The organism is Kitasatospora sp. NPDC036934 (genome assembly GCF_055608425.1).
The window spans coordinates 57,585-80,839 of sequence record NZ_JBVJQR010000022.1 but is presented as its reverse complement, the minus strand read 5'-3'; the positions used below and the strand labels follow the sequence as shown (position 1 = coordinate 80,839).

24 protein-coding genes are annotated in these 23,255 nt (G+C 73.8%); 12 read left to right on the top strand and 12 right to left on the bottom strand.

Annotation, left to right across the window (positions count from 1 at the left end):
• Positions 1–66 precede the first annotated feature (66 nt).
• On the bottom strand, positions 67–765 hold the full coding sequence (locus ACZ7BZ_RS28850) for a TetR/AcrR family transcriptional regulator (RefSeq protein WP_470360882.1): 699 nt from the start codon (positions 763–765) through the stop codon (positions 67–69).
• A gap of 185 nt (positions 766–950) precedes the next feature.
• The gene (locus ACZ7BZ_RS28845) at positions 951–1,283 is read right to left on the bottom strand and encodes a ribonuclease (RefSeq protein WP_470360920.1); all 333 of its coding nucleotides are present in this window, start codon (positions 1,281–1,283) and stop codon (positions 951–953) included.
• A gap of 351 nt (positions 1,284–1,634) precedes the next feature.
• Between ACZ7BZ_RS28845 and ACZ7BZ_RS28840 the strand changes: the two genes are divergently transcribed.
• Together ACZ7BZ_RS28840 and ACZ7BZ_RS28835 are read left to right on the top strand one after the other, a co-directional pair.
• Entirely contained in the window at positions 1,635–3,293 is a 1,659-nt protein-coding gene (locus ACZ7BZ_RS28840; protein WP_470360881.1) for a carboxyl transferase domain-containing protein, read from the top strand.
• 574 nt (positions 3,294–3,867) lie between these two features.
• Complete coding sequence (locus tag ACZ7BZ_RS28835; protein WP_380461104.1) at positions 3,868–4,242, top strand: aggregation-promoting factor C-terminal-like domain-containing protein; 375 nt, start codon at positions 3,868–3,870, stop codon at positions 4,240–4,242.
• A 250-nt stretch (positions 4,243–4,492) separates the two neighbouring features.
• Here ACZ7BZ_RS28835 and ACZ7BZ_RS28830 read toward each other — a convergent pair whose 3' ends face one another.
• Positions 4,493–4,951, bottom strand: coding sequence for an HD domain-containing protein (locus tag ACZ7BZ_RS28830; protein WP_380461102.1), 459 nt, complete (start codon positions 4,949–4,951; stop codon positions 4,493–4,495).
• A gap of 243 nt (positions 4,952–5,194) precedes the next feature.
• Between ACZ7BZ_RS28830 and ACZ7BZ_RS28825 the strand changes: the two genes are divergently transcribed.
• Positions 5,195–6,121, top strand: coding sequence for an AEC family transporter (locus tag ACZ7BZ_RS28825; RefSeq protein WP_470360880.1), 927 nt, complete (start codon positions 5,195–5,197; stop codon positions 6,119–6,121).
• An 87-nt stretch (positions 6,122–6,208) separates the two neighbouring features.
• Here the strand turns inward: ACZ7BZ_RS28825 and ACZ7BZ_RS28820 are convergent, their stop codons facing one another.
• Positions 6,209–6,643 carry a MarR family winged helix-turn-helix transcriptional regulator gene (locus ACZ7BZ_RS28820; protein ID WP_470360919.1) on the bottom strand — a complete coding sequence of 145 codons (435 nt, stop codon included), beginning with the start codon at positions 6,641–6,643 and terminating at the stop codon, positions 6,209–6,211.
• Positions 6,644–6,819: 176 nt separating this feature from the next.
• Between ACZ7BZ_RS28820 and ACZ7BZ_RS28815 the strand changes: the two genes are divergently transcribed.
• Together ACZ7BZ_RS28815 and ACZ7BZ_RS28810 are read left to right on the top strand one after the other, a co-directional pair.
• A complete protein-coding gene (locus tag ACZ7BZ_RS28815) occupies positions 6,820–7,710 on the top strand; it encodes an alpha/beta fold hydrolase (RefSeq protein WP_470360879.1) in 891 nt (296 codons plus the stop codon).
• Positions 7,711–8,006: 296 nt separating this feature from the next.
• Complete coding sequence (locus ACZ7BZ_RS28810; RefSeq protein WP_470360878.1) at positions 8,007–8,198, top strand: SMI1/KNR4 family protein; 192 nt, start codon at positions 8,007–8,009, stop codon at positions 8,196–8,198.
• An 8-nt stretch (positions 8,199–8,206) separates the two neighbouring features.
• Here ACZ7BZ_RS28810 and ACZ7BZ_RS28805 read toward each other — a convergent pair whose 3' ends face one another.
• A complete protein-coding gene (locus ACZ7BZ_RS28805; RefSeq protein WP_470360877.1) occupies positions 8,207–8,911 on the bottom strand; it encodes a hypothetical protein in 705 nt (234 codons plus the stop codon).
• Between the two features lie 257 nt (positions 8,912–9,168).
• On the opposite strand from ACZ7BZ_RS28805, the gene ACZ7BZ_RS28800 reads away from it, so the two are divergent.
• Together ACZ7BZ_RS28800 and ACZ7BZ_RS28795 are read left to right on the top strand one after the other, a co-directional pair.
• Complete coding sequence (locus tag ACZ7BZ_RS28800) at positions 9,169–9,384, top strand: hypothetical protein (protein WP_470360876.1); 216 nt, start codon at positions 9,169–9,171, stop codon at positions 9,382–9,384.
• Between the two features lie 122 nt (positions 9,385–9,506).
• Positions 9,507–10,715: a response regulator gene (locus ACZ7BZ_RS28795; protein ID WP_470360875.1), complete on the top strand. Its 1,209-nt coding sequence runs from the start codon at positions 9,507–9,509 to the stop codon at positions 10,713–10,715.
• A gap of 571 nt (positions 10,716–11,286) precedes the next feature.
• Here the strand turns inward: ACZ7BZ_RS28795 and ACZ7BZ_RS28790 are convergent.
• The 3 genes from ACZ7BZ_RS28790 to ACZ7BZ_RS28780 form a co-directional block, all read right to left on the bottom strand.
• Positions 11,287–11,412 carry a hypothetical protein gene (locus tag ACZ7BZ_RS28790; RefSeq protein ID WP_380461082.1) on the bottom strand — a complete coding sequence of 42 codons (126 nt, stop codon included), beginning with the start codon at positions 11,410–11,412 and terminating at the stop codon, positions 11,287–11,289.
• 48 nt (positions 11,413–11,460) lie between these two features.
• Complete coding sequence (locus ACZ7BZ_RS28785; protein ID WP_470360874.1) at positions 11,461–12,219, bottom strand: DUF4232 domain-containing protein; 759 nt, start codon at positions 12,217–12,219, stop codon at positions 11,461–11,463.
• A 734-nt stretch (positions 12,220–12,953) separates the two neighbouring features.
• Complete coding sequence (locus ACZ7BZ_RS28780; protein ID WP_188302898.1) at positions 12,954–13,217, bottom strand: dsRBD fold-containing protein; 264 nt, start codon at positions 13,215–13,217, stop codon at positions 12,954–12,956.
• A 264-nt stretch (positions 13,218–13,481) separates the two neighbouring features.
• Between ACZ7BZ_RS28780 and ACZ7BZ_RS28775 the strand changes: the two genes are divergently transcribed.
• On the top strand, positions 13,482–14,456 hold the full coding sequence (locus tag ACZ7BZ_RS28775; protein WP_470360873.1) for a DMT family transporter: 975 nt from the start codon (positions 13,482–13,484) through the stop codon (positions 14,454–14,456).
• A 17-nt stretch (positions 14,457–14,473) separates the two neighbouring features.
• Positions 14,474–15,175, top strand: a complete 702-nt coding sequence (locus ACZ7BZ_RS28770) for a DUF6629 family protein (protein ID WP_470360872.1) — start codon at positions 14,474–14,476, stop codon at positions 15,173–15,175.
• Between the two features lie 25 nt (positions 15,176–15,200).
• On the opposite strand, the gene ACZ7BZ_RS28765 is transcribed toward ACZ7BZ_RS28770, so the two are convergent.
• Entirely contained in the window at positions 15,201–16,547 is a 1,347-nt protein-coding gene (locus ACZ7BZ_RS28765) for an MFS transporter (RefSeq protein ID WP_470360871.1), read from the bottom strand.
• The gene (locus tag ACZ7BZ_RS28760) at positions 16,544–17,167 is read right to left on the bottom strand and encodes an ArsR/SmtB family transcription factor (RefSeq protein ID WP_470360870.1); all 624 of its coding nucleotides are present in this window, start codon (positions 17,165–17,167) and stop codon (positions 16,544–16,546) included. Before ACZ7BZ_RS28760 ends, ACZ7BZ_RS28765 begins: the two co-directional genes overlap by 4 nt.
• Positions 17,168–17,532: 365 nt before the next feature.
• On the opposite strand from ACZ7BZ_RS28760, the gene ACZ7BZ_RS28755 reads away from it, so the two are divergent.
• A complete protein-coding gene (locus ACZ7BZ_RS28755; RefSeq protein ID WP_470360869.1) occupies positions 17,533–18,276 on the top strand; it encodes a histidine kinase in 744 nt (247 codons plus the stop codon).
• 137 nt (positions 18,277–18,413) lie between these two features.
• Positions 18,414–20,183, top strand: a complete 1,770-nt coding sequence (polX, locus tag ACZ7BZ_RS28750) for a DNA polymerase/3'-5' exonuclease PolX (RefSeq protein WP_470360868.1) — start codon at positions 18,414–18,416, stop codon at positions 20,181–20,183.
• A gap of 79 nt (positions 20,184–20,262) precedes the next feature.
• Here the strand turns inward: polX and ACZ7BZ_RS28745 are convergent, their stop codons facing one another.
• Positions 20,263–21,174, bottom strand: a complete 912-nt coding sequence (locus ACZ7BZ_RS28745; RefSeq protein WP_470360867.1) for a carbohydrate kinase family protein — start codon at positions 21,172–21,174, stop codon at positions 20,263–20,265.
• Between the two features lie 3 nt (positions 21,175–21,177).
• Positions 21,178–22,164, bottom strand: a complete 987-nt coding sequence (locus tag ACZ7BZ_RS28740) for a pseudouridine-5'-phosphate glycosidase (protein ID WP_470360918.1) — start codon at positions 22,162–22,164, stop codon at positions 21,178–21,180.
• Between the two features lie 147 nt (positions 22,165–22,311).
• Here ACZ7BZ_RS28740 and ACZ7BZ_RS28735 point away from each other — a divergent pair, with 147 nt between their 5' ends.
• Positions 22,312–23,214, top strand: a complete 903-nt coding sequence (locus tag ACZ7BZ_RS28735) for a LysR family transcriptional regulator (protein WP_470360866.1) — start codon at positions 22,312–22,314, stop codon at positions 23,212–23,214.
• The last annotated feature ends 41 nt before the right edge of the window (positions 23,215–23,255 follow it).

Here is a 23,255-nt window from a genome sequence, read left to right as displayed (position 1 = left end):
GCCGCCCTGACGCGCCGCCCGGCGTTCCGTACGCGTCCCTGATGCGGGCGGGCGAGGAGGACCGGGTCAGGCCTCGGGCGGCTCCGGCGGCTCCGGCGGCTCCGGCGGCTGCGCATCCCACAGGTCGGCGAACATCCGGTCCAGGTGCTCCTCGCCGATCGGCGGAACGGGCAGCGGATGGGTGGCCCGGGCGCGGAAGCCGTCCAGCAGCAGGGCGAGGTAGCGGCGCCAGAGGTCGGGGCGCAGTTCGGTGGCGGCGGGCAGGGCGCGGCAGAGCGGGCCGAGCAGGAACAGCAGGTCCATGGTGACCACGTCGGGCCGCATGGTGCCCTGCTGCTGGGCACGGGCGATGAGGGCGCCGACGGTGACGGCGTGGCCGCGGCTGATCTCGATCATGCCGGGGATGCTCGGGATGGCCTGGGTGACCAGGTCGTTGATGCCCCGGTCGGCGGCGACGAGTTCGAAGATCCGCTCGAAGTACCGTTCCAGGCCGGTCCAGGCGTCCTCGGCGGCGAGCGCCTCCTGCCCGGCGGTGGCCAGTCCGGCCCCGGCGTCCGCGAAGACCTCGGCGATCAGGGCCTCGCGGGTCGGGAAGTGCCGGTAGAGGGTGGCGTTGCCGACGCCGGCCTCCTTGGCGATCTGGTCCAGCGGGACGTCCAGGCCGTGCCGGGAGAACATCTCGCGGGCGGCGGCGAGCAGCAGGTCGCGGTTGCGCTGCGCGTCGCGCCGGAGCCGTCCCGGGGGGTTCGCGCTGCTCGGTGCCATGCGCAGACCCTAGCAACGGCACGGCCGCCGGGTGTTCACCGGCCCGACGGCCGGGCCGCACCGGTCCTGGTCAACTGCCCTACGGGGCCCTGGAGAAGAGCGGCCCCGGGCGGCCCGTCTCCGGCCGTACGGCCGTGGCCCCGGCGGGCGTTACCCCCCGGGGCCACGGCCGCCGCGGCGGCGCTTCAGCAGGTCTGGTCGATGAGGTAGAACGTGGCGTAGTGGTCGCCGGTGTAGTAGTCCTCCTGCGCGGCCTCGCCGGTGATGATCCGGCGGGCACCGCGGGTCGGGGCGCCCGGGGTGATGACGGTGTACTCGTGGTAGTACCCGTACGACTGGCTGGGCAGGACGCCCTCTCTGTTCTGGAAGACCACGCCGTCCTGCGAGTACGGGAACGGCCCGTCCGAGGCGATCAGGTTCAGGGTGTCGGTGGCCTGCGCCGGCAGCGCGGACAGGCACACCGAGCCGCTCACGTCGGCGTGCGCCTCGGTGGCGACGGCGACGGGGGCGAGGGTCATCAGGGCGACGGCGGTGATGGCGGCGGCGCGGGTCTTCCACGCGCGTAGAGTGCGAGTCATGTCCACCAGTGTGGCGAGACACCGACAACTCCGGAAGGCCCTCGGCGAACTGTTTACCCGCGGGTAACTTCCCTTTTCCATCTGCGACTTGGCCCGTGCGGCAGCCCGCCGGGAGGCAGCGCCGAGACCGTCCACGAACCACCGGCGTCACCCTTGGGTCGACCGCCGTCGAACAACTGCACGCCGCACTGTAGACCCGCTCACACCTTCACAGCACTCCCACAACGGTCCGCCCGTGCCGCATAGAGTGACGGATCGTCTCGGACCGGAACGATCTCTGACGGGGTGGACATGAACACGGGCACTGACAAGGGCGCGGGCGCCGTCACGGATGCGGGCGGCGGCACGAACAGCGCCACCGGCACCGGCACCGGCACCGGCACCGGCACCGGCACGACGAGCGGCGCTCCCGTCGGCAACGGCACCGCACTGACCGCCCGCCAGCTGATCGGACTGCTGGTCGACCCGGGCGGCTTCCACAGCTGGGACGAACCGACGCCCGCGCCGCCCACCGACCCCGGCTACCGCGCCTCGCTCGACCGGGCCCGCGAGCGCACCGGCCTGGACGAGGCCGTGCTCACCGGCCTCGGCCTGATCGACGGCCGGCCGGTCGCCCTGATCGCCTCCGAGTTCGGCTTCCTCGGCGGCTCGATCGGCGTCGCCACCGCGGAACGGATCACCCGGGCCGTCGAACGCGCCACCGCCGAGCGCCTCCCCCTGCTCGCCCTGCCGGTCTCCGGCGGCACCAGGATGCAGGAGGGCTCGGCAGCCTTCCTCTGCATGCTCCGCATCACCGCCGCCGTCCAGGCCCACCGCGCGGCCGGCCTCCCCTACCTCAGCTACCTGCGCAACCCGACCATGGGCGGGGTCTTCGCCTCCTGGGGCACCCTCGGCCAGCTGGTCCTCGCCGAGCCGGGCGCCCGGCTCGGCTTCCTCGGCCCCCGGGTGTACGAGGAGCTGCGCGGCGTGGAGCTGCCGGCCGACGTCCAGCGGGCGGAGACACTGGCCGGGCACGGCCTGGTGGACGCCGTGGTGCCGCCGCAGGAACTGCGCGAGCTGCTCCGCCGCATCCTCACCGTGCTCGGCGCCACTCCTCCTTCTTATAGGGGCAGCCCGGCTTGCCGGGGCACCACGGAACGCGACGCCCCGGACGCCGGCCCCCAGGGCACCGGAGCCCCCGACGTCCAGGACGCCTGGGACTCCGTCCGCCGCACCCGGCGCCCCGACCGCCCCGGCACCCGCGAGCTGCTGCGCCGCACCGCCGAGGAGCTGGTGCTGCTCGACGCCCCCGGGGGCCGCGACGGTGCCCTGGTCCGCGCGCTCGCCGTGCTCGGCGGCCACCCCGCCCTGGTCGTCGGCCAGCAGCGGCAGGACGCGCAGCACGAGCACCCCTTCACCGCCGCCGACCTGCGGGCCGTCCGGCGCAGCGCCCGGCTGGCCGAGCAGCTGGGCCTGCCGCTGGTGACCGTGGTGGACACCGCCGGGGCGGAGCTGTCCGCCGGGGCCGAGCTGGACGGCATCGCGATCGAGATCGCGCACTGCCTGACCACCCTGCTCGCCCTGCGCACCCCCGTCCTCGCCGTACTGCTCGGCCAGGGCTCCGGCGGCGGCGCACTGGCGCTGCTCCCGGCCGACCGGGTGCTCGCGGCCGGGCACGCCTGGCTGGCGCCGCTGCCGCCGGAGGGCGCCTCGGCGATCGTGCACCGGGACGGCACCCACGCCGCCGAGCTGGCCCGGACCCAGGGCATCGGCGCCCGGCAGCTGGCGGAGGTCGGGCTGGTGGACGAGGTGGTCCCCGAGCTGCCGGACGCCGCCGAGGAGCCGGCGGCCTTCTGCGCCCGGCTGGGAGCGGCGGTCGTCACGGCACTCGGTGAGCTGTCGGCCACCGCCGAGGCGGACCGGCTCGCGGCCCGAGCCCTCCGGCACCGGCGCCTGGGCGACCTCCGGTGACCCTCGGCGAGCGCTTCACCGCCCGAGCCCTCCGGCACCGGCGCCTGGGCGACCTCCGGTGACCCTCGGCGAGCGCTTCACCGCCCGGGGTCACCGCATCCTGTGGCGCCGGGCACAGATCGTCAGTACCCAAAGTGTCGCGACCGGACCGCCGGGTGACAGCAGCGGCTCCCAAACGGTGAGTGCGCTCACAGGCGAATCGAGCCTACGACGAACGGTAGTGGTGGCTGCGGACCCCCGACCGCACCCCCGGGGTCACCCCCGACAACCCGGCGTCCGCCCGGCTCGGAGCCCGTCCGGCGGCCTGCTCGCGGCGCCCCTTCGAATCCACGGCCACCGCCGCGCGTACGACGGTGCGTCGTAACGAGGGGGTCTTGGCGGGGGCCGATCCGGTCTGGCAACAATGGCTCTCGTCGCCAGCCGCTCCGGCTCCTGTCCCGCCGGTGGACGGCCTGCCGCCGAGTTCGCGCCCCACAACCGCAACGGCCCCTGTCCGGCCCGTGGTCCTGGGTGGGGCGCGACCCGGCCCAACCTGATTGAGGTCCTGTTCTACATGCCCGCTTTCAAGCTCCGTATGCGCACTTCCGCCGCGATTCTCGCCGGCACCGCTGGTCTGACCGCCCTGGGCGCCGGTGTGCTGCCCGCCACCGCCAACGCCGCCACCGCCTCCCCGCAGGCCATCGCCGCCCAGATCGTCCCGGCGAACCAGCTGGCCTCGTTCAGCCAGATCATCAGCCACGAGTCCGGCTGGAACGTGACCGCGACCAACCCGAGCTCGGGCTCCTACGGCCTGGGCCAGGCCCTGCCGGCCTCCAAGATGGCCTCCGCGGGCGCCGACTGGAAGACCAACCCGGCCACCCAGATCAAGTGGGCGCTGGACTACATGAACACCCGCTACGGCAGCCCGAACGCCGCCTGGAACTTCTGGCAGAGCCACCACTGGTACTAAGCCGACCGACCACCGGCTGAGCTGCCTGCCACCCGTCTCCTGACCACTTCCCCCCTCACCCCGGGGGTCGGACAGGGACCACCGGGGTGACCCGAGAGGGCCCGGGCCCGCGCGATCCGCGTGGCCCGGGCCCTCTCGTGCCTTCCCCTGCTTTCCGCTGCGTTCCCCTGTTTTCCCCTGCCGCGCCCGGGCGGCCGCGCGGCTCAGAGCTCCCCTGCGTTTCTTGCCGCGCCCCGGGCCGCCGCGCGGCTCAGAGCTCCCCGGTGAGCCCCAGCAGCTCCCGCATCCGCGCGTACTTGGCGGCCAGCCGCTCGGCGGTCGCCCGGTCCAGCGTGGCCAGCCGGCCGGGATCGGAGTTGTGCGCCAGGTCGGCGCGCTTGACCACCAGCGCGCCGGGCGTGGCCAGGATGCGCGCCGTGTACGCCTCGACCGGCTCCTCGGGGCGGCGGGTGAGCGCGTCCACGATCGCCTTGGTCTCCTCCGGCAGCGCGGCCCCCGCCAGCCACTCCCGGCTCAGCCGATCGTCCTCGACGGTGTCGTGCAGCCAGCCCGCCGCGATCTGCGCCTCGCTGCCGCCGCGCGCCGCCGTTCCGCCGGCGACCGCCGCGATGTGCTCGGCGTACGGGTGCCCGTTCTTGTCCACTTGCCCCTGGTGGGCGCGGCGCGCGATGGCCTCCACCTCGGACAGGCTCAGGTACTGGTCCTCCATCGGCTCATCGTAGGCCCCGCTCGGCACGCCGCACCCGGACCGCCTGCCCGGCCCGCTCCGCGTGCCTCCTCGGCAGGCGGGGCTCCCGGCCCCTCCCCCCGTTGATCAACGCCCCGACGGCCACTGGTTTACTCCCCCGGGGGTTCACAGCGTCACCGGTGCTCCAGGGCCCCCGCCGACAGGCCCCAGGGCGGGCGACCCCCGCCGCCACCCGGCAGACCCTTCCGAGCGATCCGAGGAACCATGCCCGCGCTCCACCCGCTGCTGTCCGCCTTCGCCCCGATCTGGGCGCTCACCGCGGTCGGCTACGTCGTCGCCCGCGCCGGGCTGCTCGGGCCGCAGGCCGAGCTGGTGCTGACCCGCTTCGTCTTCCACGTCGCGATGCCGGCCGCGCTCTTCCTGATGATCGCCCGCACCCCGGTCCGGCACTTCGCCAACGCGTCGATGCTCGCCTTCGTGGCCGGCGCCACCGCCGCGACCGGCCTCGGACTGTTCGCGGGGCGCCTGCTGTTCCGCCGCAAGCGCGGCGAACTGGCGATCGGCGCGATGGCCTCCGGCTACGTGAACTCCGCGAACCTCGGCATCCCGGTGACCATGCAGGTGGTCGGCGACGCCTCGTTCGTCGGACCGGTGATCCTGTTCCAGATCCTGCTGGTCACCCCGACCGTGCTGGCCGTCTTGGACAGCGGCGCGGCCGGTCGCCGGGCCCTGCTCACCCTGCCGCTGCGCAACCCGGTGCTGCTCGCCACCGCGCTCGGCGCCGTCGCCTCCGCGACCGGGCTGCACCTGCCCGCCGAGCTCAACCACTCCGCCGAACTGCTCGGCGGCGCCGGGGTGCCGACCGCCCTGGTCGCCCTCGGCATGTCGCTGCGCAACCGCCCGCCCGCCGACGGACCCTCGCGCCGGGTCGAAGTCGGGCTGACCGTCACGATCAAGACCGTGGTCCAGCCACTGGTCACCCTGGTCGTGGCGGGCCCCGTACTCCACCTGCCCACGCACCAGTTGCTCACCGTAGTGCTCTTCTCCGCCCTGCCGACGGCGCAGAACGTCTACACCTACGCGCGCGAGTACGGGCAGGGCACCGAACTCGCCAGGGACACCGTGCTCTGGTCGACGCTGGCGTCGATGGCGACGCTCTCCCTGATCGCCTGGGCCCTCGGCCCCGCGTAGCGCCCGCGCCCCCATCAGTCACCGGTCTCACTCGTGCCGGTCTCACCACTGCCGGTCTCACTCGTGCCGGTCTCACTCCTGCCGGCCTCACTCCTGCCGGGCGGCGGCCACCACCGAGGTCATCGCCTCCAGGAAGCGCCGGGCCGTGGCCAGTTCCGCCGGGTCGAACCGGCGCATGGCCGCGAGCAGGTCCCCGATCAGCCCACCGAAGAAGCCCTGCCCCAGTTCCATCGCCCGCTCCTCCACCACCAACCGCACCTTCCGCCGGTCCTGCGGATCGCGCTCACGGCGGATCAGCCCGAGCCGCTCCAGCCGGTCCACCAGGCCGGTGGTACCGGCCGAGTTGAGCCGGAGCGCCTCCCCGAGCCGGCCCGGGGTGACCACCTCCCCGGCCCGGGCAGCGTCCAGCAGGTGGATCAACGCCCGCAGATCGGTCGGATGCAGACCGCTGCGGGCCGCGAACTCGGCTCCGAACAGGTCCAGTTCGACCGTCAGACCGCGCAACAGGTGGACCAGCCGCATCGGCTCCTCGACCTCGGACACCCTCTCGTCCTTCCTTGGGCACACGTGTGCCACTATTCTCTCGCTCAGCGAGATACTTGTTCAACGAGCGATCCAGCGATGATCCCAGCAGCGGTCCAGTGCCGATCCCGCACCCGACCCGGAGCCGATCACACCACACCCCGCGGAGGCCCATCATGTCTGCCCGCACCACCCCCAACCCCGCACCGCGCCTCGCCCCGTTCTTCGCCGCCTACGACCGGCTGCTCGCCCGCTGGCCCGTCCCGGTCGAACCGCTCACCGTCCGCACCGCCCACGGCACCACCCGGATCAACGCCTGCGGCCCCGCCGACGGCCGCCCCCTCGTCCTCCTCCACGGCGGCGGCGCCACCTCCACCATGTGGTTCGCCAACGCCGGCGCCTTCGCCGAGGCCGGCCACCGAGTCCTCGCCGTCGACCTCATCGGCGACCCCGGGCGCAGCGTCCACGACGGCGCCCCCCTCGGCGACGTCCCCGGCCTGCTCGGCTGGTTGGACGCCGTGCTCGACGAACTCGGCGTCCCCGCAGTCGACTTCTGCGCCCACTCGTACGGCGCCTGGATCGCCCTCCAGTACGCCCTGCACGCCCCCGCCCGGGTCGGCCGCCTCGCCCTGCTCGACCCCACCCAGTGCTTCACCGGCTTCCGCCCCGGCTACCTGCTGCGCGCCCTCCCCCTCTTCCTCCCCCGCCGCACCCCGGCCCGCGCCCGCTCCTACCTCGACTGGGAGTCCGCCCCCGGCCCCGCGGTCGACCCCGACTGGCGCGAGCTCTACGCCCTCGGCTACGCCGACTTCCCCGCCTCCCCCGTCGTCACCGGCCCCCGCCCCACCCCCACCCGGCTCCGCACCCTCACCACCCCCCTCCTCGCCCTCTACGCCGCCGACTCCCGCGCCCACGACCTCCGCCGCACCGCCGAAGCCACCCGCCGCGCCGTCCCCCACGCCACCGTCACCACCCTCCCCGACGCCACCCACCACACCCTCCCCCACGCCGCCGCCCCGCAGGTCAACCACCACGCCCTCACCTTCCTCACCCCACCCGGCCGCTGACCTCCCCCACCCGGCCGTCACCCACGGAACGGCGACCCCATACGCTTGCGGATCATGTGGACACGGACGGCCGCCGACGCGTTCCCGGGCACCGGCTTCAGGGAGCCCGCCCAGGAGTCGGCACTGGCCGGGGCAGAAAGCCGACTCGGGGACGAACTGCCCGGCGAACTCAGGCAGTTGCTCCTGGAGAGCAACGGGATCGTGGGCCGGACCAGCGTCGACACGGTCTGGCCCATCGAGCGGATCGTCGAACAGAACCGCTACCTCCGGGCGGACGTCTCCATCGCCCGTTGTACATGCCCTTCGACGCCCTCCTGTTCTTCGGGGACAACGGTGGCGGCGACCAGTTCGCCTTCGTACGGAAGCCCCGCAGGCCGGACATCTTCGTCTGGGACCACGAGAGCGACAGTCGCTCCTGGGTCGCCCGCGACCTGCGGGACTACCTGGGGCGCTCGCTCGCCACGGGCGGAGACGACTGGTACCGGTAGCCGAATGGTCAGCCGCGATCGGCGGCCCGCCGCAGCAGCTCCGCCGGCGAGGCCAGAACGGCGAACCAGGTGTTCGCGGTCTCGTCCGCGACCGGAGCCCAGGCGGCCACCACCGGGAGTTCGCAGTGCTCGCCGGCCTCCAACGGGGGCAGCGTCCAGGTCAAGCCGTGCCGGTCGCCGAAGTCCACGCCCCACGTGCTGTGCGAGCGCTCGTAGACCTCGTCGATCAACCCACCCCACCGACCAGGGACCTCCCCGCCCGCGGCCAGGCAGATCGCCTCCTCGTCCATGCCGCCGACGGTGAGCCTGGTGCTGTCGTCGTCGACCGTGATCGCGGCCAGCGACTGCCCGCCGTCCCACCCCGCGTCGGCACCCTCCGGCAGCCGGTCCGGCAGGCTCGCCGAGAACCGCACCCGCCCGAGCGGCGCGCGGGCGTCGATCCGCCAGACCGCCGCCCGGCAATCGGTCAGCGGCCCCCGGTTCTCCGGGTCGAGCCCGGGGTCGTACGGGGTCAGCAGCAGCTCGACCCGGGCGCCGGGCCGGCTCCAGCGAGCCACCGTACAGCCGCCGGACAGCCCGAACAGCTCATCGGGCAGCAGCGGAAGGGCCGTACTCCCGATCGTCGTGGTGAACACCAGCGGGCCGAACGGCGTGTCGACGGCGGGCCGCCCGCCGAGGCGGAGGCGGGCACGCGGAACAGTGGGGAGCAGCACCCGCGCCAGCGTAGCGGGGGCCGTTCCGCCGGCGACGGGAGGGCGGGCTCGCCGATCCGGTGCGGGACGTCCGCTGGAACCGTCGCCCGTCCGGAGCGGGCCGGGGGCCGGCCCGCTGTTGCCGATTGGTGTTTCCGCCCCGGAAACAGGGGCGCAACGGTGCCCGGACTCCCCATGCTGTGACGCACCGTCAGACCGGTCCGGCTGGCGGGCAGGGCGTGGCCGGCGAAGGCCGCCACGGATCGAGGAGGTTCACGGTGCAGCGTTCGCTGCTGTCGACCAGGGCGACTCTGGTGCTGCTGATCGGCGTGCTCACGGGAATCGGCGCGGGCGTCCTGGCCGCCGCCGGGGGCGGGCACCTGGTCCGGTGCGTCCTGTACGGCGCCGGCGCCTTCGGCGTCAGCGTGCCGTTCGTCAACCGGCTCGTCGGCGATCCCGCGCAGGAGCCGGCCGAGAACGAGCCCGCCTCCTGATGCCCGCGCGGCCCGGGCCCTCCGGCTTCCCGGTCCCCGGGCCGCGACCGCGACCGCGACCGCGCTGACACTGCAAGGATGGTGGCCTCCGTGGAGGCCCATGAGACACCGGGGGTGACCGGGTGGGAAGCCTGCAACCGCTGAACGCCGACCTGAACAAGGAGTGCCGCGCCTTCGCCGAGGCCCTGCGCAGCCTGTTCGCGGGGCTGCGGCCCACGGTGTCGGTGCGCCGCTACAGCTCGCGCCGCCACCTGAGCCCAGGGGCGCTCTCCCGCTACCTGTCCGGGCAGCGGATCCCGTCCTGGCAGTTCGTGCAGGACCTGCTCACCGACGTCGGCGCCGACCGGGGCAACGTCGCCACCCCGGAAACCGTCGAACTCCTCCGCTGCCTGCACGCGGCCGCGCAGCAGACCAGCGCCTCGGTCGGCCACGCCGTACAGCAGTTGCAGTCCCAACTGGCCGAGGCCGACCGGCTCTCGCGGCGCTCCGCGGCGCACAGCGACGTCCTGGGAGACGCCTTGCTCGACAAGAACCACCGCATCGCCGACCTGGAGCTGCGTCTCAACCAGCTGGAGACCGACTGGGCGCGGGAGCGCGCCCGCGCGGACGAGCTCGCCCGGTACGGCGGTGACCGCGCAGACCTGCTCCTCGAGAAGCAGGCCCTGGAGACGGACGTCGCGCGACTGGAGACCGAGCTGGCGGAGGCGCTGCGGCGTCAACTCGCCGCCGAGGCCCGCTGCGAGCTGCTGGAGCGCCAACTGATCGTCGCCGAGCAGCAGGCCGGCGAGGACCCGCTGCGGATCGAGGCACCCGCGCCCGCCACCACCCCGGCCGCCACCGGCAGACCCAGGGTCCTCGTCGTCGACGACCAGCCCGCGAACCTGGTCGCCCTCGAAGCCGTCCTCGCCGCCGCCGACTGGGACGTCCTCGCCGTCGCCTCCGGCCCCGAGGCCCTGAAGGCACTGCTCCAGCACAACGACATCGCCGTCATCGTCCTGGACGTCCAGATGCCCGGCATGGACGGCTACGCGACCGCCGCCCAGATCAAGAGCCGCGCACAGACCCGCGACATCCCGATCATCTTCGTCACCGCGATCGGGTCCGACCCGGAGAACACCCTGCGCGGCTACGACGCCGGAGCGGTCGACTTCATCGTCAAGCCCTTCGACCCCTGGCTCCTGCGCGCCAAGGTCACCGTCCTGACCGGCATGTACCTCAACTACCGCGGCACCCCACGCGCCATGCCCCCACACCAACCCGCCCACACCGCCACCCCCTGGCTCCTCCCCACCACCCACGCCGCCTCGTCGCCGGCCACCCGCCCCCGGTGACGGGCGATCCGGTCCGTTGCCCTGCAACAGCCTCCTGCTCCACCTGAACCGGTCGTTCGATGAGCGCCAAGTCGCGGACCGATAAATGGGAGCCGCATGTCCTCCGTGGCCTCCGCCCCCAGTCCACCGGGGTCGAGCACGGATTCGGCGACGCTGACGCTGCCGATCGCCGTGAGCCGGCCGTGATCCCCAATGCCGGGGTGGTCGAGGTAGACCGTGCAGGCCAGGCGTCGCGGCGCCACCACAGGTCCAACGGCTTCCGAAGTGCCGCACAAGCCGCCGTATCAACACACCGTCAAAAAGAGATTGCCCGCCCACGATTCGGCAACGACCGCGAATCCTGAGAATTCAATCTCCACACCGACGAGCCGACCAATCTCATCGAATCGCTCTTGCACCGAATAGACCCCTACGCCGTCCTCCGGAACTTCTCGTCCGATCGCAGTCCGGACCCGCCCTTCTGTCGGCCGGACGTGAGGAGGGAGAGGGCAGGCCCGTATGGCTCCCGATCCGGCGTCAGGCCGAGTCGGCGGTCCTCGCAGCCCGGGCTGAAGAGTCGCGGTGCGGGGCGTCAGCGGCGGACCAGGCCCGCCTTCCGAGTGAGGTCGGGGTCGTCCGGGGTGCCGAGGACGAGGATCCGGAGGGCCGCACCGGTGTAGACGGCCAGGAGGCGGGCGATCCTGCGGGTCTTGTGCATGGTGGGGTGTCCGTTTCTCTCGGGCCGGCGGGGTGGTTCGGGTGGTGGCTACCAGGAGGTGGCGTCGTCCATGGACTGCTGCCAGTAGGTGGTCCTGAGGGAGTCGTCGAGGTAGACGCCCTTGGTGGGCAGGGCGGGGTGGGCGGCGGGGCCGTCGCTCTCGTTGCCCGAGGGGCCGTGGAAGTAGAGGTCGAGGGTGGTGGAGGTGTAGCCGTTGGTGTTGTCGGTGCCGTCGGCGGAGGAGAGGTTGACGGAGGCGTAGCCGGACTGCCCGGGCTGGAGGGTGACGACGGCCTGGGGCTTGGAGTCGGCGATGACCGGGGGGACGGACTGGGACTGGCCGAACTGGAGGGCCGGGTAGTCGTAGAGGTAGCAGGTGGCGGTGCCGGTGTTGGTGACGGTGAGCAGCAGGTGGTTGACGGGGCGGTTGAGCGGGGCGGCGGTGGTCTTGGTGGTGGCGGCGGTGCAGGTGACGGGCTCGGCCGCCTCCGGGGCGTGAGGGGCGGGGGCCTTCGTGGCGGGCTTGGGGGCGGCGGGCGTCTTGGGGGCTGTGCCGGGGTCAGCGGCAGCACTGGCGCCGGTAGAGGTGGTGCCGGCAGCGGTGCCGGTGGTCGAGGCGGAGGCCGCAGCGGTGGCCTCCTGGGTAGGGCGGGCCGTGGCCGACGGGGTGGCAGTGCCCGAGGGGGCGGCCGCGGCCTTGCCGTCCGCGCTGCCGTCGTCGTTGCCGCAGGCGGTCAGCGAGAGGGTGGCGAGAGCGATGCTCGCGGCAGCGGTGATCAGTCGGGTGCGGGAAGTGCGGACGGACATGTGGTCGGGCCCCTTTCGGCGTTCGGTCGAGCGGTTCGTCGACTCGATGGCCAGAGCTTGCTTACCGATCCGTCCCGGCCGGAAGATCTACCGGCACGATGGGGAAGGTGGAACGCCGAAACGGGCACTGACCAGCGGGAACGCAACGAGCCTGGAACGCTGGAACGGGACGCGGAACCCTGGCGACCGACGGCGGACCGGGACGGCGCCACCTCCCGGATCCCGAACGCCTCCGTGTCACCGGGTGCGGCGAGGCCCGCAGGTCGACGGGCGCCGCGAGGGGGCGGCGGGGTGTCGTGGGAGCGGGGGTGGGGGTGGCGGCCGGGGTGCTGGGTGGTCTGCTGCGGCTCGGGGTGGTGGCCGAGCACCGGACGGGCGGGCGGTCCAGGTGCCCTTCGAGGTCTTCCGCGAGGAGCTGAAGGAACTCGAGGAACTCGGCACGACCTGCCGGCCGAGCGGACGGCCGACCGCTGCCTGCTCCACCACCTGGAGGGCCGGCTCCCGGCCGGGGAGATCACGCCGGCTGCGGTGGCGGGCCGGATCTGGTACCTCGCCATGACGGGTGACACCGAGGCCGAGAACGCGTTCCCGGACGACGGCCATCGACCACCGGCCCGCCAACCCCCGGGGCTGGCACCGGCCGAAGACGCCCGGGGAGGGGCGTGCTCACACGGCCATCCCACCCGGGCGCCCCGGGCGGCCGGATGCGTCGGCGCCGTCAGTGGACGGCGCCGTCAGTAGATCAGGTAGCCCGGGCGGTGCCCCTCGTCCTCGATCTCGCCGGTGGCCTGGGCCCGCAGCTTGCGGGACAGTTCCTCCAGGGCCCGCGAGGCCGCGACCTCCTCGCCGATCCTGGCGAGCGGGCGGTCCTCCGCACTCTTCTCGGCCTCACCGTGCGCGCTCAGGCCCGGTGCCCTCGCACCCGTCAACCTGGCGTCGCACACCGTGTGCACACCGTCTTCGTCGAAGCTGAGCTCCACGTCCCACTGGTTGTGCATGCCACACCTCCTGGCGGCGGCCCCCGTCGCCGATCCCGGCCGACCCGGGCGGTGGGCCCGTGGCGGCCGCTCACACCAGCGTGCGCCCGCCCCACCCGTGGCGGCAAGCGCGGCTTTCGCGGCGGTGGCCGGTACGGATCCGCCGCGTCCGATCGGCCCGGCCGCCGCCCCGGCGGTACGCTGGCGGAAGCGTGCCGCGACCGCCGAACCCTCCCCCGGAACCGCCGGCGCGGCGCGGGGCAGCGACAACCTGGTGGTCCCTCCGTGGCGGTCTTCCTCCTCGCTCTGAGCGCGGCCTGCTGTCTGGGACTCGGCTTCGTCCTCCAGCAGCACGCGGCGCAACGGGCTCCCCGTGCCGACCTGCTGCGCTGGCGTCTGCTGCTGGACCTGATGCGGATGCCCGAGTGGCTGCTCGGCACCGGGTTCATGGTCAGCGGTCTGCTCCTCTCCGCGCTCGCGCTCAACCAGGGCGAGGTGTCCTTGGTCGAGCCGCTGCTGGCGACCAACCTGATCTTCGCCATGGCACTCTCCCGGGTGCTCACCCGTCAGACCCTCGGGCGTTCCGGCTGGGCCGGGGTGCTGCTGCTGGGCCTCGGGGTGACGGCCTTCATCGTGGCCGGGCAGCCGACCGGCGGCGGTCCGCCCGCCGGGGAGCTGCGGCACTGGCTGGTGGTCGGCACGGTGGTCGGGCTGACCCTGCTGCTGGTCACCCTCGCCCGCCGGCTGCCGCTGTTCGAGGAGGCCACCCTGCTGGCTCTCGCCGCTGGACTGCTCTACGGCCTCCAGGACGCGCTCACCCGCACCACCACCCAGCGCCTCGACCACGCCGGGCTGACGGTGGTGCTGCGCACCTGGCAGCCGTACGCCGTGGTGGTGGCGGGCGTAGTCGGACTGCTGCTGGTGCAGAGCGCCTTCGAGGCCGCCCCGCTGCGGATGTCGCTGCCGGCGCTGACCGCCGCCCAGCCGCTGTCCGGGATCGCCTGCGCGGTCGGCTTCCTCGGTGACCGGCTGCGGGTCACCCCCGGCGCGCTGGCCTGGCAGGCGGCCGGGCTGGTGGCGATCGTGATCGGGGTGATCGTGATCGGCCGACATCCGGCGATGCCCGGCAGTGTCCGCGACACCTTGGAAAGCATCGGGGTTCCGCCGGAGGACCGGCCCGGTGACGGAAGTGGCAACGGCAACGGCGGCCGGGAGCCGGGCGGTCGCGGCGACACCGGCGTGAACCGTAAGCGCGAGTAGCACGGGCAGGCGGACCGATGTGCTGGAGCGCCCAGGCGGACGCCGTGGCCGGCTCGGCGGTCGCGGGCGTCGGCGTGGCGTGTCTGGTGCGCGCCCGGCGGTCCGGGAGGCCGCAGCGGCTGCCGCTCGCCGCGCTCCCGCTGGTACTCGGCGTGCACCAGCTCGTCGAGGCACTGGTGTGGCTCGGTACGGACGGTGAACTGCCGTCCGCCCTCGCCGGGGCGGCCCGCACCACCTGGGCGGTGATCGCCCTGCCGCTGCTGCCCGTCCTGGTCCCGGTCGGGGTCTGGTGCGCAGCCCACGAACCCGGGCACCCGGCCGGCCCCGGCCGACGCCGCGCACTCGCGCTGCTGGCGCTGCTGGGCGCGGCAGTGGCGGCCCCGCTCGCGGCCGCCGTCGCCGCTCACCCGGTGACGGCCACCCGGCACGGCCACACCCTCGGCTACGCCATCGGCATCCCGCACCCGGGCCTTCTGGTCACCGGCTACCTCCTCACCACGGTCGGCTCCCTCCTGGTCAGCGGCGATCGTCTGCTCCGCCGCCTCGGTCTGCTCACCGGAGTGGGCGCGGTGCTCTGCGCCCTGCTCTGGCGGCTCGCGTTCGTCTCCACCTGGTGCACCCTCGCTGCCTTGGCCAGTCTCCTGCTCCTCCACTGGGCGGGACACCCACCCACGGGCCGTCGGCGACCGGTGAACTCCGGGCGGGCCCGCCCCGCCTAGGCCGCCCCGCCTAGGACCGCCCCGCCTAGGACCGCGCCGCCTCTGCCGCGCCCTCTTCAGCTTGTGCCTGCCCACCGGCCCTGGCTCCCCTGTGCCCCCGCAGCCGGTCCATCTCCCGCCATTCCGGCCGCAGGCCGGTCAGCGTGGTGGTGGCGAAGTACAGGGTGCCGGCCGTGAGCAGGCCGGGTATCAGGCCGACCAGGGCGACGGCCGCGCCCGCGAGGAGGCCACCGAGGGGGATGCCGGCCCAGGCGAGGGAGTCGCCGAGGGCGTGGACGCGACCGAGGAGGTGGCGGGGCACCCGTTCGAAGAGGACCGCGCCGAGGATCGGGTTGAGGAAGCCTCCCCCGAAGCCGCCCAACGCGAAGACCGTAACGACCACCCACATCGGCGCGTCCAGCGCGAGCACCAGGTAGCGCGGTGCCCCGGCGATCAGGAAGCCGGCGAAGAAGACCGTACGGCGGGGCAGCCGGTGGGCCAGCGCCGCCGCGATCAGGCTGCCGATCACCGCCGTGACGCCCAGGACGCTGCCGAGCAGGCCGATCGCGGCCGGTCCGCCACCGGACTCCCGGGCCCAGACCGGCAGCAGGACGGTCGTGAACCCGGCGTCGAGCAGATTGGTGATGCCGACCATGACTATCACCGTGAGCAGCAGCGGCTCGGTCCGCAGGAAGTAGAAGCCCTCCCGGAACATCCGCCAGTAACCGTCGCCGTTCGGCTCGCCTTCGCCCGGGGCCTCGGTGGGCACCGTGCCCGGAGCCGCCGAGCGGCCCATGCCCGGCGGCAGCGCCAGGGCGATGATCAGTGACCCGAGCGCGAAGGTGCCCGCGTTGACCGCCAGCCCGGCAAGTGGCCCCACCAGTGCGACCAGCCCGCCGCCGACCGCCGGGCCGATCGTGGAGGCCAGTCGTTCGGTGACCCCCGAGAGCCCGGTGGCCCGCTCCATCGGTACCCGGGCGTGGTCGGCCGCCTCCGGGACCATGACCGACTTGGCCAAGTCCCCCGGCCCGCGCATCGCACCGATCACCGCGACCATCGCCAGCAGCAGCCCGAACGGCAGCATCCCCCGGGCGTGCAGCAGCGGGACCAGCCCGGCGGCGACGGCACTCACCGCGTCCGTCGTCCAGGACACCACGCGCGGCCCGAGCCGGTCGACCAGCGGCCCGGTCAGCGCCTTGACCAGCACGTACGGCGTCATCTCGGCGAAGGCGACCAGCCCGGTCAGGGTGGCGCTGCCGGTGGTGGCCAGGACGAACCAGGGCAAGGCGATGGCAGAGATCCGCGTCCCGGTCAGGGAGACCGCCGTGGCGGCGAGCACCCCGGCCAGCGGCCGTAAGGTGCGGGCCGGCGGATCGGCGATGCTGCTGGTCATTCGGCGCTCCCCTCCTCCGGCTCCGGCTGTCCCTGCGGATCGGGCAGCACGTGGACCGCGACGGACACCTGCTCGCTGCCCTCCGGCACCGGCCCGTCGGCGCCGACCCGGCGGTAGCGCCGGAGCACCGCGAACAGTTCGGCCGTCAGCTGCTCCGCTTCGGCCGGCGTGAGCTGGAGCAGCACGTCGCTGAAGTCGACCGTTCTGCGCCACTCCCTGGGCATCGTCTCGAACGCGTCGAGCGCCCGCTGGGCGGTCAGGGTGTGGCTGGCCAGCACGGAGCGCAGGAAGCCGACGGCCGCCCCGGGCTCCTCGTCCGCCATGTCCTCCCCCGTCCAGACCGTCATCCGGTGCGCCGAACGCCACCACCGCTCCCGGGCGTTGCCGCGCTCGGTGTCCTCCTCGACGAAGCCCGCAGCGGCGAGCTGGCGCAGGTGATAGCTGGTGGCTCCGGAGTTGAGCCCCAGTCGCTCGGCGAGCCTGGTCGCCGTGGACGGGCCGTGCTTGCGCAGCAGCCCGACCAGTTGCATCCGCACGGGGTGGGCCATCGCTCTCATGCCCTTGGCAGTGAGGACGACGTGCGGGTCGTCGCTGTGCTTCCAGCCGCGGTCTTCGGTCATGGCCCGGAGCCTAGGACTGCAAAGAGGTGTTTGCAAAGGATTTTTTGCGAACACTTCTTTGCGGTCGCCCGGTTGCCCGTCGCCCGGTTGCCCGTCGCCCGGTTGCCCTGCCGCCCGTCGCCCGTCGCCCGGTGGCGCGGTTTTCCGTCGCCCGCTCGCTCGGACACCGCACCGGTCCCGCCCCGCCGGTCGGCGGACCGCTCACCCGCCGGTCGGCGGGGGCCCCGCCCCGCTTCGCGCCCCGGGGCCGGATTGTCACCCGGGCGGCGGAAGGGCAGGCTGTCATCTAGGGCCCGGGAGAATGGCCCGCCCCGGTCGGCCGCGGAATCGATGACGGCCACCGGTCAGGCACGAGGGGCAGGGCAATGACACGCGGGAAGCTCTGGGGCTACGTCGCTTCGGGGGCCCGAGCGCTCGGCGCGCTCGGCGGCGTGGGCGGCGCTGGTGCCGTCGATCGCCAGGACGACGGGGGCGCCCCGGACGGCCTCGGGCCGTTCCCGCCGACGGCGATGGCCGGCCCCCGGACACTGTCCCGCACGGAGCTCGACCGGCTGAGCTGGACCGACCGGCAGGCCGGGTGCGAGCCGCAGGCACGACACGTGCAGGTCGCCGAGGTGGTGCGCCGGGTGGTGCGCGGCGGCGGCCGGGCGGCGGCCGTCACGGTCCGGCTCGCGCCCGGGCTGCCGGTGGTGGCCGGGGACGCCCGCCGGATGGAGGCCGCGGTAGCCGGGCTGCTCGACCACGCGATCCGGCGCAGCCCGCTGGGCAGCCGGGTGCTGGTCCGGGCGGACGTCACCCGCCCCGGTCCGGCGGCGCCCCGCACCGCTGCCGAGCGGGACACCACCGGACAGGTCTCGACAGGGCACGGCACGAGCGGGCGCGGCACGGCGGGCCGAAGCCGGGAACGGGTCGAGATACGAATATCCGACCGCGGAACGTACGAGCCCCCCGAGGCCCGCGAATGGCTGCTGGCGGGCGTCCGGGCCAGCGGACCGGTGGGCCCCGCCCTGCACAGCCTGGTGGTGGCGGCGGGCGGACGCCTCGCGGTCGAGCCGACCCCCGGCGGCGGCCTCACCGTGGTGCTGCTGCTCGCGGTCGCCTACGACTAGGGAGCAGGCGCAGGCGTAGCCGCAGGCGCAGGCGCAGGCGCACGAAGCCCTACGCGTGGGCGCAGGCGTAGGAGGCAGACGGCGCCGCTGGTGCGCACCGCGCGGCGAACGGCGGGCTCCGACCCTAGACTTGCCCCATGCCCCGGCTCAACGACCAGGTCAGGGAACTGCTCCAGGAGTACGCCGACCTGATCAACATCACCGGCGGGGACGCCTTCCGGGCCCGAGCCTACGAGAAGGCCGCCCGGGCCGTCGGTGGCCACCCCGAGGACGTGGCCGGTCTGGACGTCAAGGGACTGCAGCAGATCCCCGGCGTCGGGAAGTCCACGGCCGAGAAGATCGCCGAGTACCTCGCCACCGGCGAGATCCCGGCGCTGGAGGCCCTGCGCGCCGAGATCCCGTCCGGTGTACGGGAGATGATGGCCGTCCCCAGTGTCGGGCCCAAGCGCGCCCTCGCCCTCTACCGCGACCTCGGCATCGCCTCGGTGGACGAACTCGCCGGTGCGATCCGCGCCGACAAGCTGACCGGTGTGGCCGGATTCGGCGAGCGCAGCGGGGAGAAGATCCTGCACGGCATCGTGCTGATGCGGCAGTCCGGCGGCCGGACCCTCCTCGACGCCGCCACCGAGCTGGCCGAGCAGCTGGTCGCGGCGCTGTCCGCCGTCCCCGGCTGCACCCGCTGCGCGTACGCCGGTTCGCTGCGCCGGATGCGCGAGACGGTCGGCGACATCGACGTGCTGGCGACCGCCGCCGACTCCGCCCCGCTGATGGCCGCGCTCACCGAACTCCCGTACGTGACCGAGGTGATCGGCAGCGGGCCGACCAAGACCTCGGTCCGCACCACCCAGGGGATCCAGGTCGACCTGCGGGTCGTGCCCGAGGAGGACTGGGGCGCCGCGCTGGTCTACTTCACCGGGTCGAAGGCGCACAACATCAAGCTGCGCACGATGGCGGTGCGTGCCGGTCTGAAGCTCTCCGAGTACGGGCTGTTCGAGGTCGGCGGCGACGCCGGAGCCGGCAAGGGCAAGGGCAAGGCGGAGGAGGGCGCCAAAGTGGTGTCCGCCTCCGAGGACGAGGTGTACGCGGCGCTCGGCCTGCCCTGGATCCCGCCGACGCTGCGCGAGGACCGCGGCGAGATCGAGGCCGCGCTGAACGGCGAACTCCCGGAGCTGATCCGGGAGCCGGACCTGCGTGGCGACCTCCACACCCACACCGACCTGACCGACGGCCTGGCCACCCTCACCGAGATGATCGACACGGCGGCGGCTCGCGGCTATTCCTACTACGCCGTCACCGACCACGCGCCGGACCTGGTGATGCAGCGGATGACCGACGAGAAGATGCTCGCCCAGCGCGAGGAACTGCGCCGACTCGCCGACCGCCACAAGAAGTTGCGCCTGCTGCACGGCACCGAACTGAACATCGGACCGGACGGCGGCGTGGACTGGCCGCCGGAGTTCCTGGCCGGCTTCGACGTCTGCGTGGCCTCCGTGCACTCGCACTTCAACCTCGACCGCGCCGCCCAGACCCGCCGGTTGATCCGCGCCTGCGAGAACCCGCACGTCCACGTCATCGGCCACCTCACCACCCGCCGGATCGGCCGGCGCGGGCCGATCGACGTCGACCTGGACGCGGTGTTCGCGGCCGCCGCGCGCACCGGCACCGCGATCGAGATCAACAGCTCCCCGCAGCGACTCGACCTGCGCGACGAGGACGTCCTCCGGGCCAAACGGCACGGGGTGCGCTTCGCGATCGACAGCGACGCCCACGCCACCGGCCACCTCGCCTACCCGCGCTTCGGCATCGGTACGGCGCAGCGTGGTTGGCTCACCACCGAGGACGTGATCAACGCCTGGACGTGGCAGCGGCTGAAGCACTTCCTGCGCAAGGACGCACTGCAGAAGTAGTCCACCCCACTGCCGATGTCGTCACTGCAGCCGCCCGCAGGTACCGCACCTGCAGTAACAGCACCCGTAGTGGCCCGCCCTACCCCTCCCCCGGCTCCCCCAGCGAAACCCCCTGCGAAACCCCCAGCGAAGCCCCCGGCACGGCCAGCACCCGGGCGGCGCTGCGGTGCCCGAGCCCGGCCGCCAGGCGGAGGTCCCCGGAGTCCAGGAACCCGGCCAGGAAGCCCGCCGCGAAGGCGTCGCCGGCCCCGGTGAGGTCGCGCACCTCCGCCACCGGGGGTACCGGTACGGTGAACAGCCCCTCACCCGGCACGTCGACGGTTGTCGCCTCGGCCCCCGCCTTGGTGACCACCGTGGTGGCCGCCAGCCGGGCGCGCTCCGGCCCCGGCAGCCCGTCCAGCAGCAGCCCCAGGAAGGCCGACTCGGAGCGGTTGGCGAACACGAAGGTGGGCGCCAACTCGGCCAGCAGGCCCAGGAACCGCTCCCGTCCGAACTGTTCCAGCATGCCGGTGGAGGAGGCGTCCACCGAGGTGGTGCCGCCCGCCCGCCGGACCCGGGCGAGCGCGTCGAGCGCCGTGCGGCCGACCGGCTCGCCGTCGAAGGAGTACGCGGGCACGTGCAGGTGGCTCAGGCCGGTCAGCCAGTCGTCCGGGACGCGTTCCAGCAGTGTGGCGGCGCCGCGGTCGGGCAGCATGGTCCGCTCGCCGTCCTGGTCGATCAGCACCACGATGCTGCCGGTCTGCCCGTGCCGCTGCACCCGTACGTCCACGCCGTGGCCGCCGAGTTCGGCGACGACGCCGTCCCCGACCGGGTCCGCTCCGACGCAGCCGAGGAAACGGGCCGGGACCTGCCCGGCGGCGAAGCAGGCGACGTTGGCCGCGCTGCCGCCGCGCCGCCGGAAGACCCGGGCGTCGGAGTCGGTGCCGTGGCGCAGCGGGCCGTCGACCCAGACCACGATGTCCTCGACGAGGTCGCCGAGCACCCCGAGCACGGGTCAGGCCCCGGTGGACGCGACGGACCCGCCGGCCCGGGCGGCCAGGGCAATGGCGATCTCGCCGCCGAGGCGCACGTTGCCGCGGTACACCTCGACGTTGACCTCCAGGCTGCGGCCCCCGGTGTCGCGCTGGATGTGGTCGAGCAGGAACGGGGTGGAGGCGTTGCCGGTGATGCCCCGGCGCTCGGCCTCGGCCCAGGCGCGGGCCAGGATGCCGTCCAGTTCCTGCGGCGGCAGCTGCTTGGCCGGATCGACCGGGTTGGCGATCAGGACGGCCTGCGGCAGGTCGAGCCGGTCGCGGGCGTCGATGATCCCGGCGGCCTCCTCGGGCGACTGCACGGCGAAGTTGATCTCATGGCCGGAGTCGGTCACGTAGAAGCCGGGGTACTTGGTGGTGCGGTAGCCGATGACCGGGATGTTGAGGGTCTCGAAGCGCTCCAGGGTGGCCCGGATGTCGAGGATGGACTTCACCCCGGCGCTGATCACGGTGACCGGGGTGGCGGCCAGGGTGGTCATGTCGGCGGACTCGTCGAAGCTCTCCGAGGCGCCGAAGTGGACGCCGCCGAGGCCCCCGGTGGAGAACACCCGCACGCCCGCGCGGTGGGCGAGGAAGGCGGTGGCGGCGACGGTGGTGCCGCCGTGCCGGCCGAGCGCGGCGACCACCGGCAGGTCCCGCAGGCTGGCCTTGTCCAGGCCGTCGGCGGCGGCGAGTTCGGTGATCTGCTCGGTGCTCAGGCCGACCGTGGGGACGCCCGCGTGCACGCCGATGGTGGCCGGGACGACGCCCGCGCCGCGCAGCCGCTCCTCGGCCTCCAGCGCGACGGCGAGGTTGCGCGGTCGCGGCAGGCCGTGGGTGAAGATCGTCGATTCCAGGGCGACCACCGGACGGCCGGCGGCGACGGCCTGCGCGACCTCCTCGGAGATCCGGATGGCGGGGTTGCCGGCGGGAGTGCTGGCAGGGTTGCCGGCGGAGGTGCTGACGGGCAGTCCGGTCATGAGGCGAGCTTCCTGTGAGATGCCACTGCGATGGGGCAACGCGACGATCAGCGTATGGACGGTTCGGATCGGAAACCAGAATGAGTCCTGGGGTTTCCGATAGGTGATCAGCTATCAGTTCGCACTAGGATGATCCCCATGGGCTTCACCTTGCGGCAGCTGGAGGTCTTCCTGACCGTCGCCGAGACGCTGCACTTCGGGCGGGCCGCCGAACGCCTGCACATCTCCCAGCCGACGGTCAGCCAGGAGGTCGCCCGGCTGGAGCGGACCGTCGGCGTCGAGCTGTTCGACCGCAGCCGCCGCTCGGTCGCGCTGACCGAGGCGGGCGAGGTGATGGCGGCCGAGAGCGCGCGACTGCTCGAACAGGCGGGGGCCATGCTGACCCGGGTCCGGCTGCACGAGGAGTCCCGGCTCGGCACGGCCCGGATCGTCGCCTCGCCGAGCGTGGCCAACCGGCTGCTGCCCGCCGTGGTCAGCCGGGCCGAGCAGGAGCTGCCCGCGCTGGACACCGCCGAACTCGCCGTCGACACCGGGCAGGTCTCCACCACCCTGGCCGGCGAACTCGCCGACATCGGCCTCGGCCGCTTTCTGGAGGACGTCCCCGGCTACCGGCTGGAGCGGATCGCCGACGAGCCGGTCCGGGTCGCCCTCGGCCGGGACCACCCGCTGGCCGGCCGGGCGAGCCTGCGGCTGGGCGAACTGCGCGACCTGCCACTGCTGCTGTGGCCGCGCGAGCAGCACCCCCGGTACTACGACCACGTGCTCGGCCTGTGCGCGGAGCACGGCGTCGACCCGCCGGTGCTGGTCAGCCCGCCGCGGATCGTCGGCTCCCGGCTCTACCTGCTCGCCCGCAACCGCGCCTTCTCCCTGGTGCCCGGCTCGATGACCGGCCACCTCACCGAGGACGTGGCCACCGTACGGCTGGAGGGCCGGGCCACCCTGCCGCTGGAGATGCAGTGGCGCACGGACGACCGGCGGCCCCCACTGGCGATGCTGCGCAACCTGATCCGACAGGAGGCCGCGGAGCTGGAGGAGTGGTAGCGCCACCGCGCACGGCAGGAGCCGCCGGAACCGGAGGAGCC